The sequence below is a fragment of the Bradyrhizobium sp. USDA 4504 genome (assembly GCF_054063995.1).
Window position 1 is genome coordinate 6933012 of record NZ_JBSSGV010000001.1, and the last position, 16383, is coordinate 6949394.

Here is a 16383-nt window from a genome sequence, read left to right on the forward strand (position 1 = left end):
TCCGGCTACGCGGTCGAAATGCGGTCAGCCCTACTGCGTGGCAAAACCGCGATAGCCGCTCGCGGCGACCTCATCGCATTTCTGGCGATAGGTGCCGACACCGCCGCAATAGGACAGCACCCGGCGCGGCTTGCCCTCGACATTGGAGCCCAGGTACCAGGAGTTGGTCTTGGCGATCAGCGTTGCGTTGGCGGTCTCATCGTGATGCGCCACCCACTGATCCTCGGTATCCCTGGTCGGCTCGATGACGTTCAGGTTCTTGCCGCGCAAATATTTGATGCAGTCGGCAATCCACTCCACCTGCTGCTGCAGGCAGGTGGTCATGTTGCAGAGTGCGGCCGAGGGCGCGAGCGGCACCGCCGTTGTGAACAGATTCGGATAGCCATGGACCTGCAAGCCCATCGTGGTGCGGATGTCCCTGCCCCAATCGTCCTTCAGCGATCGCCCGTCGCGGCCGCGGATGTCGATCCGCGTCAGCGCTCCCGTTCCGGCGTCGAAGCCGGTCGCCAGGATGATGACGTCGAACTCGTGCACCGTGCCGTCGGCGGTCTGGATGCCCTCAGGCGTGATGCGGGCGATCGGATTGTTCTTGACGCTGACGATCTCGACATTGGGCCGGTGGAAGGCCTCGAGGAAATTGCTCTCGAGCGGCACCCGGTGCGTGCCGAAGCCGTAGTCGGCGGGAATCAGCTGTTCGCACAGCTTGGGGTCCTTGATCCGCTCGCGCATCTTCTCGCGGACGAATTCGGTGACCTCGGCGTTGACGGCTTCGTCGAAGAACAGTTCGGCGAAGGACGAGACCCACAGCTTCAGGGATCCGTCGTTCCAGCAGTCCTCGATCACCTCGCGGCGCTGCTGTGGCGTCAGGTCGGCCCAGGCGTGCTCGAAGTCGAATTCGAATCCGGTGAACGTCTTCGGCAGCCGCTCGGTGAGGAATTTGAACTTCGACTTGTAGGCCTCGGCATCCGACGCGTCCCATTTCGGGTTCTTCATCGGGATGATGTATTGCGGGGTGCGGATGAACACCTTGAGGTGGCCGACCTCACCGGCGATCGACTGGATCACCTGGATTCCGGTCGCGCCATTGCCGACCACGCCGACGCGTTTGCCGGCAAGCTCGATCGGCCCCTTGGGCCAGCGCGCGGTGTGGAACAGCTTGCCCTTGAACGTCTCCTGTCCCGGGAAGGACACGTGCGGGGCCGAGAGCATGCCGCAGCAGGTGACGAGGAACTGGGTATCGATCACGTCGCCCTGGTCGGTCGCGACCAGCCAGCGTTGTGTCGCCTCATCGAAATGCGCGCTCTTCACCGTGGTGCCGAATTGAATGTCCTTCCTGAGGTCGAGGCGGTCGGCGACGTAGTTCAGCCAGCGCTCGATTTCCGGCTGGCCCGGGAATCGCTCGCTCCAGCTCCAGCCTTTGTAGAGCTCCTCGGAGAACAGGTACTGATAGGTGTGGCCTTCGGAATCGAAGCGCGCCCCGGGATAACGGTTCCAGTACCAGGTGCCGCCGACGCTGGACCCGGCGTCGATCGCCTTCACGCTCAGTCCCTGCTCACGCAGGCGGAACAATTGATAGAGACCGGCGACGCCGGCGCCGACGACCACGGCGTCGAGCTTGGTCGTTGCATGCGCACCATTGCTTCCTTTCGACCTTGTGACGGTCTCGGTCATGGTTTCCTCCTGTGTCTGGCTTCTCGCACGCACCTTCCCACCCGCGGTGTCGCCGGATGATGGTGCGTTGCGTCAATTTGGGTCTCGGCCGTTCGCGTTGTCGCCGAAACGCAGAGCAGGCTACGGGCCGTTCGGCCGCGCGGCTTGGATGAAACCGACAATCTCTGGAACGCGACCGTGCAATCGAGCACCGGCCGTTGGTCGGCTTGGCAAATGGCGAAAGCGGCCTATTCTGCGCTCAGCCGTCCGGCCAAGAACAAGCGGTCAACCGCGCCACCAATCCCAGGGAGGAGGCTCACGCGATGGGCCAATTGATCACGGTCGAGGAGCTGCCGCGCTACGCTCCCGGCGAGATGAAGCTGGATAGTTTGTCAGTCGGGAGAAGCGATTTCCGGCTGCGAATTTTCCGCTATGCGCCGTCGGATATCTGGGTCCCGCCGTCGGCAAACTTCCTCCTGGTGCTCTATCGCGACGGCGTGACGTCGATGAACCGCCGCGTCACCGGCGCGTGGAAGCAGGATCAAGTCGGTCGCGGCGTCACGTCGCTCATGACGCGCGCCGAGCCGTCAAGCTGGCATTGGAACAACGACATTGAGGTCAGCCATTTCTACATCTCTCCTGCCCTCATGACGAAGACCGCGAGCGATGCCTTCGACCGCGACGCCGAAACGATCGAGATTCACGACCTGCTCAAGGTCGAAGACCCAATGCTGACCTGGATCAACGATCAAATGGTCCAGGAAGTCGCCGCGGGCGGTCCCGGTGGACGGCTCTGCTATGATGCACTGGCGCTGCAGGCGAGCGTGCATATCCTGCGGAAATATGCGGCGATCGAGTTCAAGATGCCCTGCGCGCAAGGACCCTTTCGCCCGGCGCATGCCCGGCTGATCGAGGACTATATCGAGCAGAACATCTTCCGGAACATCACGCTGGAGGAGCTCGCGAACATCTGCAATTGCACGCCGGTCCAGTTCGCCCGCAAATTCCGCGTGCATTACGGCATGCGGCCGCATGCCTATGTCCTGCGGCGCAAGGTGGAGCATGCGTGCCAGCATCTGCGCAAGGACCGCGTCGCGCTGAAGGAGATCGCGCTGCTCGCCGGCTTCGCCGATCAAAGCCACCTCAATCGCGTGTTCCGGCAGCACATGAACGTGACGCCGGCGGAATACCGCCGGCAGGTCTGCGAGCACACCGTCCAGGCATGAGACCGAGTCTGCGACGGACTCACACTGGCGGCGGATTGAGGCGCGCGAAGCCTTCCTGGATTCGGTAGGGATAGTAGGGGATAGGCCGGCATCACTGCGCTCGCGCGGTCGAGACGCGCGATCTGGTCCGGCGAGAGCGACCATCCGACCGCGCCGAGATTGTCGCGCAACTGCGCCTCATCGCGGGCGCCAATGATTACGGACGACACGCTCGGCCGCGCCAACAGCCAGGCAATCGCGATCTGCGGCACGCTGCGGCCGGTCTCCGTGGCGACCGCGTCCAGCGCGTCGACGATCGCGTAAAGCTTCTCGTCGTCGACCGGCGGCCCGAACTGCGCGGTCTCGTGCAGGCGGCTGTTGGTCGGCAATGGCTGCCCGCGCCTGATCTTGCCGGTGAGGCGGCCCCAGCCGAGCGGGCTCCAGACCAGCGCGCCGACGCCCTGGTCGAGCGCGAGCGGCATCAGCTCGGATTCATAGTCGCGGCCGACCAGCGAATAATAGACCTGGTGCGCCACATAGCGCGGCCAGCCGTGCCGCTCGGCGGCACCGAGCGATTTCATCAGATGCCAGCCGGAGAAATTCGAGGCGCCGACATAGCGCAGCTTGCCGGCGCGCACCAGCGCATCGAGCGTCGACAGCACTTCATCGACCGGCGTGAAGGCATCGAAAGCATGAAGCTGCAGCAGGTCGATATAGTCGGTGTTGAGCCGGCGAAGCGCGGCGTCGACCGCGGCGGCCAGGCGATATCGCGACGTACCGGCATCGAGCGGGCCGTCGCCCATCGGCAGGCCGGTCTTGGTCGAGATCAACACCTTGTCGCGGCGGCCCTTGATCGCGGCGCCGAGGATCTCCTCCGACGCGCCGTTTGAATAGACATCGGCGGTGTCGAACAAATTGACGCCGGCCTCGAGGCAGATGTCGATCAACCGGCGCGCCTCGCTGGCGTCGCTGCGGCCCCAGGCCGAGAACAGCGGCCCCTGGCCACCGAAGGTGCCGGCGCCGAAGCTAAGCACGGGGACCTTCAGGCCGGATGCACCGAGATTGCGGTATTCCATGGTCATGCTCCCTTGATCCGATTCATTCCGCCGGGCACTGCGCGGCGAGCGCGATCGGCCGATCGAGGCGCAGGCTCCACAGCGCGAGCAGCAGGCCGATTGCAGTGATGACGGCGGCCACCAGCGGCAGCGCGCCGAGGCCGAGGCCGCGATCGATGGTGACGCCGCCGGCCCAGGCGCCGAGCGCGTTGCCGAGATTGAACGCCGCGATGTTCAGGCTGGAGGCCAGCGTCCGCCCTTCGACGCCGGCGGCTTCGAGCACGCGGAGCTGCAGCGGCGCGACGGTCGCGAACGCGGCGATGCCGAGAATGAACAGCAGCACGACCGCCAATGCCTTGATCGAGACGACCGCCGTCAGCGCGACGAGCACGGCGGCGAGGCCGCCGAGCGACACCAGCAGCGCCCGCGCAAGTCCCTTGTCGGCGAGCCGTCCGCCGGCGACGTTGCCGATCGCAAGGCCGGCACCGAACACCAGCAGGATCGGCGACACCGCGGCGTCGGAGAATCCGGTGAGCCGCGTCAGGATCGGCTGCACATAGGTGAAGACCGCGAACAGCCCGCCGAAGCCGAACACCGTCATGGCAAGCCCGAGCAACACCTGCGGGCGGCCGAGCACGGCGAGTTCCTCGCGCAGCGGCGCAGGCTTGTCGTTGGCGCCGACATGGCCGGGGACCAGCACCGCCAGCACGATGAACGCGATCACGCCGATCGCCGCCACCGCCCAGAACGCCGCGCGCCAGCCGAGCATCAGCCCGAACCAAGCGCCGAAGGGCACGCCGAGCAGGGTCGCGACCGTGAGCCCGATGAACATCGTGGCGATCGCCGACGCGCGCTTGTCTTCCGGGACGAGGCCTGTCGCCACCACGGAGCCGACGCCGAAGAAGGTGCCGTGCGCCAGCGAGGTGAGAATGCGTGCCGCCATCAAGAGCCCGTAGCTCGGCGCCAGCGCACACGCTGCGTTGCCGAGCGTGAAGATCGCCATCAGCGCCAGCAAAACCGCCTTGCGCGGCATCCGCCGTGTTGCCAGCGTCAGGATCGGCGCGCCGACGAATACGCCGAGCGCATAGCCGGAGATCAGCAGGCCAGCCGCGGATACGGATACCTGCATGTCGGCGGCGACTTGCAGCAGCAGTCCCATGATGAGGAATTCGGTGGTGCCGATACCAAAGGCACCGGCGGTCAAGGCAAGGACTGCAGCAGGCATGTGTCGCTCCGGACAAAAAGGATTCCGCAAAGCGAGATAGCGGTCCGGGCGGGGAAGGATTAGAATGACCGCAATCCAATCATTTGTGACTTGAATTCAAGATGGCCCGCACAGATACCAACCGCTCCGGCGAGATGGACGTATTCGTCCGCGTCGTCGATCTCGGCGGCTTCACGGCTGCCGCGAACAGCCTGCGCCAGACACCGTCCGGCGTCAGCAAGCTGGTCTCGCGGCTCGAGACCCGGCTCGGCACGCGGCTGGTCAACCGCACCACGCGCAAGCTGCAGCTCACCGAGGAAGGCCAGGCCTTCTATCAGCGCGCCCAGCGCATCCTCGCCGATATCGACGAGGCCGAACGCGAGGCCGCCTCATGCGTGCCGCGCGGCCATCTCACCGTGAACAGCAACATCCCGTTCGGCATGCTGCATGTGATGCCGCTGCTGCCGCGCTTCATGCGCGAACATCCCGATATCACGCTCGACATCGTGCTGACCGACACGCTGGTCGATCTGATGCAGGCGCGCGCTGATGTCGCGATCCGGGTCGGCCCGCTCGGCGCCTCGCGGCTGATCGCACGCAAGCTCGGCACCAGCCGCATGGTGGTGGCCGCCGCGCCGTCCTACCTCGCCCGCTTCGGCACGCCGAAGACGCCGGCCGACCTCGCCGACCATCGCGGCATCGGCTGGACCTTTCCACGCAGCATCCGCGGCTGGCCGTTTCGCCGCGCTGAACGGATCGAAGAAGCGCTGCCGCCGCCGGTTGCCCGCGTCAGTGACGGCGAAGCCGCGCGCCAGCTCACGCTCGGCGGTATCGGGCTCGGACGATTGGCGCTGTTTCACATCGGCCCCGATATCGAGGCCGGGCGCCTGGTGCCGGTGCTGCAAAATCTCAATCCCGGCGACCGCGAGGACATCCACGCGGTCTATGTCGGCCATGCCGGCCCGCTGCCGGCACGGGTCCGCGCTTTCATCGATTTTCTTGCGCAACACATCCGCATCGGCGATCCCTCGCTGCGGCGCGGCGCCGATGGAAAATGGAAGGTCGTGGGCGACAAGTGAGCATTCGATGACGCACGAGCCCCCGGCCTTTCAGTCCGTCACCGAAACGATCCGCATCGCTGCCGAGCCAAGGCAGGTGTGGGACGCGATCATGGACTCCAAAGCGGGCGAGAGATGGCGCAACGCGCATTTCAGGACCGATTGGCGGATCGGCGCGCCGATCGAGATCGAGGCGGAGATCGGCACAAAGCGCTATCGCGACAGGGGCCGCGTCCTCCATATCGAGCCGCCGATGCGGCTCGAATACTCCTATTGGTCGCAGGTCTCCGGCCTGCCGGATGTTCCGCAATCCTATGCAACGATCACGATGACGCTCGCGCCTGACGGCGGCGAAACGGTGCTGACCGTCACCCAGCAGGTGCCGCCTTCGCCGATCCGCCGCGGAAGCGGCTGGGAAATCGGGCCTGACTCAGGCGCCAAACACGTTGCCTTCTACTGGCGCATGACGCTGCCGCGCCTGAAGCAGGCGGTCGAGCAAGGACGTGCCGCGCAATAGCGCGGTCTATGCCCGCTTCAGCAAGAAGAGCTGCGTGACATAGGGAAACACCACTTCGTCGGCGTCGCCGAGACCGGCTTCGCGCAGGATATTGTCGGTCTTGTCGCGCAGGATCGCCTTCTCCGCATCGGGCAAATTGGCGACATAGCTCGTCGATGCGATGCGCTCGAAGACGTCCTGTCGCTTCATCCGGTGCGGATGGTCCTGCGCGATTTCCCTCTCAAGCACGAAGCGCGGGTCCTTCAGGATCCAGCGCCAGCGTCCGGTCCGTTGCCGGGGCGTGTCGCCCGCATAGCCCTCGATCATGACGGACAACGCGTCGACCCACGGCGTGCGGTCATCCCGGTTGTTCCAGACCAGCGCAAGCGTCCCGCCGGGATGCAGCAGTCGCGCGATCTCGGCCACCGACGCCTCGTTGTCGAACCAGTGGAACGCCTGGGCGCAGGTGACGAGGTCGACGCTGCCGGTATCAAGATTGATCGCATCGGCGCGCGTGTTGATGACCTCCACCCCGGCTTCCCTGGCCAGCCTGGCCGACATCTCGGCGACGGGCTCGACCGCGATCAGGCGCGCAGCCGCGGGCAAATGCTGCAGCAGCAGGCGGGTGAACTTGCCGGTTCCGGCACCGAGGTCAACGACGCAGCGCGCGGCCGCAAGCGGCAGCGCGGCGACGATCTCCGCAGGGTAGCTCGGCCGGCCCGCCTCGTAGGCGGCGACCGCGACACGATAATTCTCGGCAGTGGGGTTCAGTGTCATTGTTGCTTCTCCTGCGCGCCAACCATCCGCGGTGCGATCCGCGGAACGGTATAGAGCAGCGCCTGCACAGGACTGGAAGAGCGCGTCGATTCAAAATTCGCTGAATTCTCTCACCTTTGCGTCAGCCCCGCAGCTCCACTGCTCCCCGTTGAAGATGCGCGCATTTTGAATGATTTGCTTCGGCGGGTTTCGCATAGCAACCTTACGCGCTTGTGGCACATCAACATCGCAGTTCCAGGTTGCAAGTTGCGGTTGGCTGAACGACAGTCCGCGATGGCGGACGCGGTCTGTCGCGCTTGTGCGGGACAAGCCCGATCCCTCCCCCGCACCGGGGCGACCATGCAGCGATCCAGGGCAGTCTTCATCACGGCTATCGTCTACGCCCTGATCGGCCTGGTCCTCGCGGGCGGGGGCATTTGGCTCGCCGCACTAGGTGGATCGCCCTTCTACATTGTCCTCGGCGTCGGCATTCTCGCCACGGCTGCGCTGTTGCTGGCGCGGCGCCATCAGGCGCTCTGGCTGTTTGCGATCGTGCTGCTCGGCACGCTGGCGTGGGCCGTCTATGAGGTGCGGTTCGACTGGTGGCCGCTCGCGGCGCGTGGCGACATCATCTTCCCCATGGCCCTTTGGCTGCTTACGCCGGTGATCGTTCGTGCCCTGACACGAAGCGGGCCGGTGCCTTACATGCGCGCGACGGCGCCACTCTGGATCGGCGTCGTCGCTGCTGCGGCGGTGCTCATCGCCGGGCTGCTGTCCAGCTATCACGACATCAACGGCACGATTGCCGAGTCCGGCTCTGCCGTGCCGCAAAGCGAAGCCGACCCGCAGCCGGACGGCGACTGGCGCGCCTATGGACGTACGCAGTTCGGACAGCGCTATTCGCCGCTGAAGCAGATCACGCCTGACAATGTCGGCAACCTCAAGGTCGCCTGGACCTTCCGCACCGGCGACGTGAAGACACCAGACGATTCCGGGGAGACCACCTTCGAGGTCACCCCGATCAAGGTGCGCGACACGCTCTATCTCTGCTCGCAGCACCAGGTGCTGTTCGCGCTCGACGCCAAGACCGGCACGAAGCGCTGGCGCTACGACCCCAAGCTCGTGCACAACAAGACGTTCCAGCACATGACTTGCCGCGGCGTCTCCTATCACGAAACCGCGCAGGGCGCCGTCGACTCTGGCGGCAATTCGGCGCCGGCCGAATGCCCACGGCGGATCTTCCTGCCCGTCAATGACGGCCGCATGATCGCGCTCGATGCCGACAGCGGCAAGCTCTGCGATGGCTTCGCCGATCACGGCATCCTCGACCTGCAGCAAGGCATGGGGATCAAGACCGCCGGCTTCTTCGAGCCGACGTCGCCGCCGGTCGTCAGCGACAAGATCCTGGTCGTGGCCGCCGCGGTGATCGACAATTATGCGGTCGAGGTGCCGTCGGGCGTGATCCGCGGCTTCGATGTCTATACCGGCAAGCTGGTTTGGGCCTGGGATTCCGGCGCGGCGGACGAGAACGCATTGCCGTCGCCGACGCGTCATTACACCAACGGGTCGCCGAATTCCTGGATCACGGCCTCGTTCGATCCGAAATTGAATCTGGTCTACATCCCGACCGGCAACAACGGACCTGACATCTGGGGCGGCAATCGCGATGCGCTGGTCGAGCGCTATTCCAGCGCCATCGTCGCGCTTGACGTCAACACCGGCAAGCGCGTCTGGTCGTACCAGACCGTGCATCATGATCTCTGGGACATGGACGTTCCCTCGCAACCGAGCCTGGTCGATGTGACGACGGCCAAGGGCGTCGTTCCCGCGCTGATCCAGCCGACCAAGGTGGGCAACATCTTCGTGCTCGACCGCAGGACCGGCGAGCTGATCGTGCCGGCGCCGGAACGCGCGGTGCCGCAAGGGCCCGCGCCCGGCGACCGCTCTGCAGCGACCCAGCCATTTTCCGAACTGACCTTCCGCCCGGAGGCTAAGCTGACCGGCGCCGACATGTGGGGCGGCACGATCTTCGACCAGTTGCTGTGCCGGATCATGTTCCACCGCTTGCGCTACGAAGGCACCTTCACGCCGCCCTCGTTGCAGGGCACGCTGGTCTTCCCGGGCAATCTCGGCATGTTCGAATGGGGCGGCATCGCGGTCGATCCTGTCAGGCAGATCGCCATCGCCAATCCGATGTCGTTGCCGTTCGCCTCCAGGCTCATTCCGCGCGGTCCGCTCAATCCTCCGGCGCCGACGGCCGAGAAACCGGTCGGCAGCGAGGTCGGGGTGCAGCCGATGTACGGCACGCCGTTCGGCGTCGGCATCTCGAGCTTCCTCTCGCCGCTCTCCGTGCCGTGCTACCGGCCGCCATGGGGCTCGATGGCCGCGATCGATCTGAAGACGATGAAGATCGTCTGGCAGCATCCCAACGGCACGATCCGGGACACCACGCCGCTGCCGCTTCCATTCAAGATGGGCGTGCCGATGCTGGGCGGGCCGATCACTACCGCCGGCGGCGTTGCGTTCTACACCGGGACCTATGAGTACGCGATCCGGGCCTACGATGTCCGCAACGGCAAGGTGCTCTGGGAGGATCGCCTGCCGGCCGGCGCGCAATCGACGCCGATGAGCTACGAGGCTGGCGGCAAGCAATACGTCGTCACCGCGGCCGGCGGCCACGGCTCGTTCGGCACCAAACGCGGCGACTACGTCATCGCCTACGCGTTGAAGGATTGAGCCGCGTCATCGAGGCCGTCATCTTCCTTCTCCTTCCCGAAGGTCGGGATGGGGGTCAGCCGCAGGCAATGCTCTCTGCGGAGGGCGCGGATCCCCACCCGCTTTGCTCTGGCGAGCAAAGCGACCCCCCCTTTCCAAGGGGAGGTGGAACTGGCCCAACTGGATAGCTCCAGACGGGTTGGCAAATCCGGCCAAAGCCGCTAAAGGTCCGCCCCCCTTCACGGACAATCCGAGCATGACATGTCGAGCGCCCCGCCCGCCGTCTCGATTGGCGTCGATTTTGGCACCAGCAACACCGTGGTCGCGCTGTCCGACGGCGACGGCCGCGTCGAGGCTGTTCGTTTCGACCACGGCGGCCGCACGCATAGCGTCTATGTGTCCGCGCTGTGCTTCTGGGAGGAGCGGCCGGGCGCGGGCCTGCATCCGCGCGCCGAGGGCGGCCCGTGGGCGATCGAGCAGTTCCTCGAGGGACGCACGATCCATCGCTTCATCCAGTCGTTCAAGACGTTCGCGGCAAGCTCGGCCTTCAACACCACCCAGATCTTCCGGCAACGCTACAAGTTCGAGGACCTGCTCGCGGCGTTCCTGCGCACGCTGACGCGCCATGCCGGCGAAGGATTCGATCTCGGCGCGCCGACCATCATGGTCGGCCGTCCGGTGAAATTTGCCGGCGGCAATCCCAATGACGAGCTCGCGATGCAGCGCTACCGCGCTGCATTCGAGCGGCTCGGCGCCGGCCATGCGCGCTATGTCTACGAGCCGGTCGGCGCGGCGTTCTCCTTCGCGCGCACACTCGACCACGATGCCACCGTGCTGGTCGCCGATTTCGGCGGCGGCACCAGCGACTTCTCCGTGATGCGGTTCTCGCGCAAGGGCGGCGTGCTGCGCGCCGAACCGCTGGGCCATGCCGGCATCGGCATCGCCGGCGACACCTTCGATTACCGCATCGTCGACCACATCGTCTCGCCGCGACTCGGCAAGGGCACTAGCTACCGCTCGTTCGACAAGGTGCTGCCGATCCCCAATCACTATTATTCGAGCCTCGCCCGCTGGCATCAGCTCGCGATGATGCGGGGCAATGGCGATTTGCGCGAGTTGCAGCAGCTCGCGCGCACCGCGCTCGATCCGGCGCCGCTGCAAGACTTCATCACCATCGTCGACCACGATCTCGGCTTCGCGCTTTATCGCGCCGTGTCCGACACCAAGGTCGCGCTGTCGAGCCGCGACCGTGTCGAGTTCCGCTTCGCCCGCGACGGCATCGATATCGGCGCCACAGTGACGCGCGACGATTTCGAATCCTGGATCGCCGACGACATCGAGCGGCTCGGCGCGACGGTGGACGAGGCGCTGGCCAAGGCGGGCATCACCGCGCGCGACGTCGAGAAGGTGTTCCTGACCGGCGGCACCTCGTTCGTGCCGGCCGTGCAGCGGCTGTTCGCCGAGCGCTTCGGCGCGGCACGGCTGACTTCGGCGGATCAATTCGAATCGATCGCCTACGGCCTCGCTTTGATCGGCCACACGCCCGATCCAGACCGCTGGACCTTCGCCGAGGCCGCGTGACGGCTGGCTTCGCGCCTTGATCCCGGCTCAATAGACAACTACATCACGTCAATCATCAATCCACGAGGATGCCGGCGACCATGGATTTCACCCTGACAGCAACGCCCATCAGCCTTGCCCTCGGGGATATTCATGCCTGCATCGATCGCGCTTTCTCACCTGACCCTGTCCGCGCCTGACGGCCGGGTTCTCCTTTCCAATGTCGATCTGAATTTCGGACCTGAACGCACCGGCCTTGTCGGCAGGAACGGCGTCGGCAAGACGACGCTGCTCGGCCTCATCGCGAGGGTGCGCACGCCGCAATCCGGCACGGTCTCGGTTCAGGGACGCGTCGGGATGCTGCATCAGACGGTTCAGCTAAAGCCGGATGAACGCGTCGTCGACCTGTTCGACGCGCGCCGCGCATTGGCCGCGCTACGTCGTGCCGAACAGGGCCTTGCGAGCTCCGAGGAGATTGCCGACGTCGACTGGACGCTCGATACGCGCATCGCGGCCGCGCTCGAGCGCGTCGGACTGAGCGATGCACTCGACGCGCCGCTGGCAGCGCTGTCCGGCGGCCAGGCCACCCGGGCGCGCCTCGCCGCCCTGACCTTCGCGCAACCTGATTTTCTGCTGCTGGATGAGCCGACCAACAATCTCGACCGCGCGGGACGCGAGGCGGTGATCGACCTGCTCGCCGACTGGCGGCAAGGCGCCATCATCGTCAGCCACGACCGCGAACTGCTGGAGACGATGGATGCGATCGTCGAACTGACATCGCTGGAAGCCAGGCGGTACGGCGGCAATTGGAGCCAGTATCGCGCACGCAAGGCCATCGAGCTGTCGGCAGCACGACACGATCTGGCCGATGCCGAGAAGCGCGTCGCCGAGATCGACCGTAACACAAGAGAAGCCAACGAACGGAAGGCGCGCAAGGACGGCGCGGGTGCAAGGAAGCGCGCCAAGGGCGATCTGCCGCGCATCGCCGCCGGGCTGCGCAAGGACCGCAGCGAGGACAGCGGCGGCGAGAACGCCCGCCTCGCCGAACGACGGCGGACGCAAGCGCTCGAACTTGCCACCGCGGCGCGGCAGCGCATCGAGGTGCTGCAACCGTTCGCGGTGCAGCTGCCCTCGACGCATCTGCCGGCGAGCAGGATGGTGTTGCGGATCGACGCGGCCGATGTCGGCTACAGCGCGGACGCGCCGACCCTGCGTGACGTCACCTTCTCCATGTCGGGTCCGGAGCGCGTCGCGATCACTGGCCCCAACGGTGCCGGCAAGACGACGCTGCTCAAGCTCGTCAGTGGCGACCTGACCGCGGCGCGCGGCACCGTCGAGGTGATGACCCGGTTCGCCATGTTCGATCAGGCGGTCAGCCTGCTCGATGCGTCGGCCTCCATCCTGGACAATTTCCGGCGCATCAATCCGGATGCCGGCGAGAACGCCTGTCGCGCGGCGCTGGCGCGATTCATGTTCCGCGCCGATGCCGCGCTGCAGCCCGTTGCGAGCCTCTCCGGCGGCCAGTTGCTTCGCGCCGGTCTTGCCTGTGTGCTGGGCGGCGTGAGGCCGCCGCCTTTCCTGATCCTCGACGAGCCGACCAATCACCTGGATATCGAATCCATGGAAGCGGTCGAGGCCGGCTTGCGCGCCTATGACGGCGCGCTGCTGGTCGTCAGCCACGATGAGGCCTTCCTCGAGGCCATCGCGATCACGCGCAGACTGGATCTCGCGTCGTGGAGGTGACGCGGAGAGCGGAGCAATTGCCATTGCGCAATCAATGTTCGAACGGCGAAGATTGATCAGGAAAGTGAACAGCCGAGCACGCGTCGCCTTGGGGTAGGTCGTAAGGCGCGGTGCTCGGCTGTCAGGCCGCGCGGCGGTGCGGCCATCCCGCCAGCCTCGCTTGTCCCCAAGCGCGAGGCCGTCGGAGCTGAATCTGGTCTGTTGCTAAATCCGCGCCGTCGAATGAAGCGCGTTTCTCCAAAGGGCAAATGCGACGAAGCCAGCGAGCAACAAAAAGCCGCCACCGGCCGCGATCAAGACATGCGCGAGCGTCATCTTGGAACATCCCAATTGAAAGGCTTCATGCGGAGCGATATGCGCCGCAACCTGGCAATCAAAAGCACTTCAAAATTGATTTGCCCCGCCGGCCGCCGCCGGACAGCCCGAAAGGTGGCTGGCACTGCGCTCTGCCCACCCTTCGATTTCAGAGCGGTTGTCCAGCCACTCGGCTGTTGCCGCTCATCGTGCGGTTCGTCACACCGCTCAACTGTCACGAGGATAATCGATAAAACTTTATCGACAATCGAAAGGAAAAATTAAGGTTACCGGCGCGACCGCGCGAGGTTCGACCTCGCTGCCGACACCCGGTGATGATGGATGGGATTGTCGGGGTCAACCTTCGGCGAGGGTCGATCGCCCCCGACGCGACCGCGGCTCCCACCAAAATATCGAAAACAACCCCATGCAAAGGAGCCGGCGGCCGCCGCTCCCGGCCTGCGTGGCGGTCAATTGGAGCAACATCCTCCGGACGAAAATTCGCAGGGCATGTCACGTTTCGACGCGCTGTCTTGTCTTGGCTTCTGCAAGGGCAGCAGCAGAGGACAGCATGCACACACTCGGAACCGGCGGTGGTCGCACCCTGATCGCAATCGTCTATCATAGCGCCTACGGTCATACCCGGCGGCAGGCGGAGGCCGTCAGGTCCGGCGTCCAGGATATCGATGGCGCAGAGGCGCTTCTGGTGCCCGTCGAGAACGTGGAACAGAACTGGGATCGGCTGATGGATGCGGAAGCGCTGATCTTCGGCACGCCCACTTACATGGGCGCCGCCTCCGCGGCCTTCAAAGCCTTTCAGGAAGCAACTTCACGCGCGGTGATGTCCAAAGGCTATCGCTGGAAAGACAAGCTCGCGGCAGGCTTCACCAATTCGGGGGCACACGCCGGCGACAAGCTGTCCACATTGATCCAGCTTGCATTGTTCGCCGCGCAGCATGGGATGCATTGGGTCAATCTCGATCTGCCCCCAGGGAACAACTCCGCATCGGGATCGGAAGCCGATCCGAACAGGCTGGGATTTTGGCTGGGAGCCGGCGCGCAATCGAACACCGCGAGGGTGCGGACACCGCGCCGCCGGGATCCGATCTCGCAACCGCCGGTCACCTGGGAAAGCGGGTCGCGAAAACCGCGCTTTAGTTCGTGCGCGGCCGTGACGCGGCCACGGCGACCGTTCGGGCAGCGTCATGAACGATGCAGCCGAAGCGTCGGCGGCCGAAATCTTCGCCGAGCTGCGTCCGCGCCTGATCCGGCTAGCCTATCGGATGCTGGGCTCGGTCGCGGACGCGGAGGATGTCGTGCACGACGCCTGGCTGCGCTGGCTCGCGTCTATTCTCGGCATGACGGATCCAGCCGATCATCAACTTTGGTCGTCATCACCGAACCGTCCGCGTCGAACAGGCCAACCGCTCCGCACGGTGAAGTCGAAACGTCGAAATCGAGCGGACCGCAAGTAATCATGCAATAGTCGTAAGCCGAACGTTGATCGTTTCCCATTAGAAACTGATAGTGAATCTGCATAAAATCGAATCGATGACGTCTGAAGCGGATTGGACTTATCATTGAATGTATTTGGACGCGCCGAATCCTTGGGTGGCCACCTGAATGGTCTCGACTGACACGTTTCAGAGTGACGGGGTCGAAGCGATAGAAGCTGATTGCGTCATCTCGAGCCTGGTATTCGACCCAGCCTATCGCAGACGTTCCGGCCACAAGTTGCGCCGCTTTCCGTATTTGGCCGCCCATCGGATGCAGCGCGAATTTAGGAATGGTAGCGCCCACCGTGAGAACGCATAGTTTGGGTCCACACGTTTCGAGCGGAGGATCCGATGTCAGCGCGCGCGCCACCGCCGCAATTGTGAGCGCTGCGCCGAGGGAGTGGCCAACAATCAGAACTTCATCAACTTCTGCGGCCCGAACCGTTCTTGATATCAGGTTCGCAAAAGCGCCGAGCCGCTCGTCAAGTTTGTTCTTCTGCCCGTAAAGAAATTGGTGGGAGAAAATGGCATCATCGAGAATGTGATTTATCCTACGCTTTGGTCCGATCCAGAGCATCGCGCCGACGAAGATGGCAAGCGACAAAGAAAGTCCAAGCAGTAATTCGATCCAAAATGTAGCGTGTATGAGCCTGATCACCAGATATGACAGCCCGAGGCTGCAAAATGCGATCAATAGCAAGCAGCAATATGGAAAGATGAAAAAGACAGCGTACTTCCAGCTCGCGATCGCATATCTAAATATTGTTCCCGTCACGATGAAGTCGAATAGCGCTTTCAAGGATTGAACGAGACGAGACACGAAGCCGGCTTTCGAATCGCACCGAATGAGATCATCCCAGCGGAGTATTTCGAAGGTGACGTGAGTTTTCCAGTTTGGCCCCCATGCTTCCAGGCTGCATGAAGCACTAATTGCAGACGTGTTCGATATCTCCGACAGCCGTGAAGAAGCGCCCCAAATCTTTTGGAAGCTCGAGAGCGAGCGCCGCAAGCGCTCGACCTGCTCTTCGGGGGTGATTGGATCGTAACCACCAATGTGAAAGACGTGCCGTCGTCGAATCATCCAGCAGCTCGAATTCTGTAAAGATATTGATCGGCGCTCATTCTGTAAGACGGAAATGCATGGACACTTT

The 16383-nt window shown here is 64.4% G+C and carries 10 protein-coding genes and 3 pseudogenes; 8 read left to right on the forward strand and 5 right to left on the reverse strand.

All coding sequences use genetic code 11. From position 1 onward, the window contains the following. Positions 1-30: 30 nt before the first annotated feature. The gene (locus tag ACVMB1_RS32450; protein WP_076834583.1) at positions 31-1671 is read right to left on the reverse strand and encodes a flavin-containing monooxygenase; all 1641 of its coding nucleotides are present in this window, start codon (positions 1669-1671) and stop codon (positions 31-33) included. A 302-nt stretch (positions 1672-1973) separates the two neighbouring features. Here ACVMB1_RS32450 and ACVMB1_RS32455 point away from each other — a divergent pair, with 302 nt between their 5' ends. After that, the gene (locus ACVMB1_RS32455) at positions 1974-2876 is read left to right on the forward strand and encodes an AraC family transcriptional regulator (protein WP_076834585.1); all 903 of its coding nucleotides are present in this window, start codon (positions 1974-1976) and stop codon (positions 2874-2876) included. A 19-nt stretch (positions 2877-2895) separates the two neighbouring features. Here the strand turns inward: ACVMB1_RS32455 and ACVMB1_RS32460 are convergent. Further along, a pseudogene (locus ACVMB1_RS32460) lies at positions 2896-3931 on the reverse strand (aldo/keto reductase). A gap of 22 nt (positions 3932-3953) precedes the next feature. Further along, entirely contained in the window at positions 3954-5135 is a 1182-nt protein-coding gene (locus tag ACVMB1_RS32465; RefSeq protein WP_076834586.1) for an MFS transporter, read from the reverse strand. Between the two features lie 101 nt (positions 5136-5236). Here ACVMB1_RS32465 and ACVMB1_RS32470 point away from each other — a divergent pair, with 101 nt between their 5' ends. Next, entirely contained in the window at positions 5237-6193 is a 957-nt protein-coding gene (locus ACVMB1_RS32470) for a LysR family transcriptional regulator (protein WP_076834588.1), read from the forward strand. A gap of 7 nt (positions 6194-6200) precedes the next feature. Further along, positions 6201-6689, forward strand: a complete 489-nt coding sequence (locus ACVMB1_RS32475) for an SRPBCC family protein (RefSeq protein ID WP_076834591.1) — start codon at positions 6201-6203, stop codon at positions 6687-6689. Between the two features lie 6 nt (positions 6690-6695). Here ACVMB1_RS32475 and ACVMB1_RS32480 read toward each other — a convergent pair whose 3' ends face one another. Further along, positions 6696-7445, reverse strand: a complete 750-nt coding sequence (locus ACVMB1_RS32480) for a class I SAM-dependent methyltransferase (protein ID WP_076834593.1) — start codon at positions 7443-7445, stop codon at positions 6696-6698. 339 nt (positions 7446-7784) lie between these two features. On the opposite strand from ACVMB1_RS32480, the gene ACVMB1_RS32485 reads away from it, so the two are divergent. The 5 genes and pseudogenes from ACVMB1_RS32485 to ACVMB1_RS32505 form a co-directional block, all read left to right on the forward strand. Further along, on the forward strand, positions 7785-10160 hold the full coding sequence (locus ACVMB1_RS32485) for a glucose/quinate/shikimate family membrane-bound PQQ-dependent dehydrogenase (RefSeq protein WP_141342044.1): 2376 nt from the start codon (positions 7785-7787) through the stop codon (positions 10158-10160). 240 nt (positions 10161-10400) lie between these two features. After that, the gene (locus ACVMB1_RS32490; protein ID WP_076834596.1) at positions 10401-11720 is read left to right on the forward strand and encodes an Hsp70 family protein; all 1320 of its coding nucleotides are present in this window, start codon (positions 10401-10403) and stop codon (positions 11718-11720) included. A gap of 132 nt (positions 11721-11852) precedes the next feature. After that, the gene (locus ACVMB1_RS32495) at positions 11853-13442 is read left to right on the forward strand and encodes an ABC-F family ATP-binding cassette domain-containing protein (RefSeq protein WP_076834598.1); all 1590 of its coding nucleotides are present in this window, start codon (positions 11853-11855) and stop codon (positions 13440-13442) included. 865 nt (positions 13443-14307) lie between these two features. After that, positions 14308-14894, forward strand: a pseudogene (locus ACVMB1_RS32500) (flavodoxin family protein). A 47-nt stretch (positions 14895-14941) separates the two neighbouring features. Further along, a pseudogene (locus ACVMB1_RS32505) lies at positions 14942-15083 on the forward strand (sigma factor); the annotation flags it as partial. On the opposite strand, the gene ACVMB1_RS32510 reads toward ACVMB1_RS32505, so the two are convergent. Then, positions 15084-16313 carry a hypothetical protein gene (locus ACVMB1_RS32510; protein ID WP_057020899.1) on the reverse strand — a complete coding sequence of 410 codons (1230 nt, stop codon included), beginning with the start codon at positions 16311-16313 and terminating at the stop codon, positions 15084-15086. Between the last annotated feature and the right edge of the window lie 70 nt (positions 16314-16383).

Bases quoted from the DNA above. Each gene is read 5' to 3' on its own strand.
- ACVMB1_RS32475 (WP_076834591.1), top strand. From the start codon at position 6,201: ATGACGCACGAGCCCCCGGCCTTTCAGTCCGTCACCGAAACGATCCGC.
- ACVMB1_RS32485 (WP_141342044.1), top strand. From the start codon at position 7,785: ATGCAGCGATCCAGGGCAGTCTTCATCACGGCTATCGTCTACGCCCTG.
- ACVMB1_RS32480 (WP_076834593.1), bottom strand. From the start codon at position 7,445: ATGACACTGAACCCCACTGCCGAGAATTATCGTGTCGCGGTCGCCGCC.
- ACVMB1_RS32450 (WP_076834583.1), bottom strand. From the start codon at position 1,671: ATGACCGAGACCGTCACAAGGTCGAAAGGAAGCAATGGTGCGCATGCA.
- ACVMB1_RS32455 (WP_076834585.1), top strand. From the start codon at position 1,974: ATGGGCCAATTGATCACGGTCGAGGAGCTGCCGCGCTACGCTCCCGGC.
- ACVMB1_RS32465 (WP_076834586.1), bottom strand. From the start codon at position 5,135: ATGCCTGCTGCAGTCCTTGCCTTGACCGCCGGTGCCTTTGGTATCGGC.
- ACVMB1_RS32495 (WP_076834598.1), top strand. From the start codon at position 11,853: ATGCCTGCATCGATCGCGCTTTCTCACCTGACCCTGTCCGCGCCTGAC.
- ACVMB1_RS32490 (WP_076834596.1), top strand. From the start codon at position 10,401: ATGTCGAGCGCCCCGCCCGCCGTCTCGATTGGCGTCGATTTTGGCACC.
- ACVMB1_RS32510 (WP_057020899.1), bottom strand. From the start codon at position 16,313: ATGATTCGACGACGGCACGTCTTTCACATTGGTGGTTACGATCCAATC.
- ACVMB1_RS32470 (WP_076834588.1), top strand. From the start codon at position 5,237: ATGGCCCGCACAGATACCAACCGCTCCGGCGAGATGGACGTATTCGTC.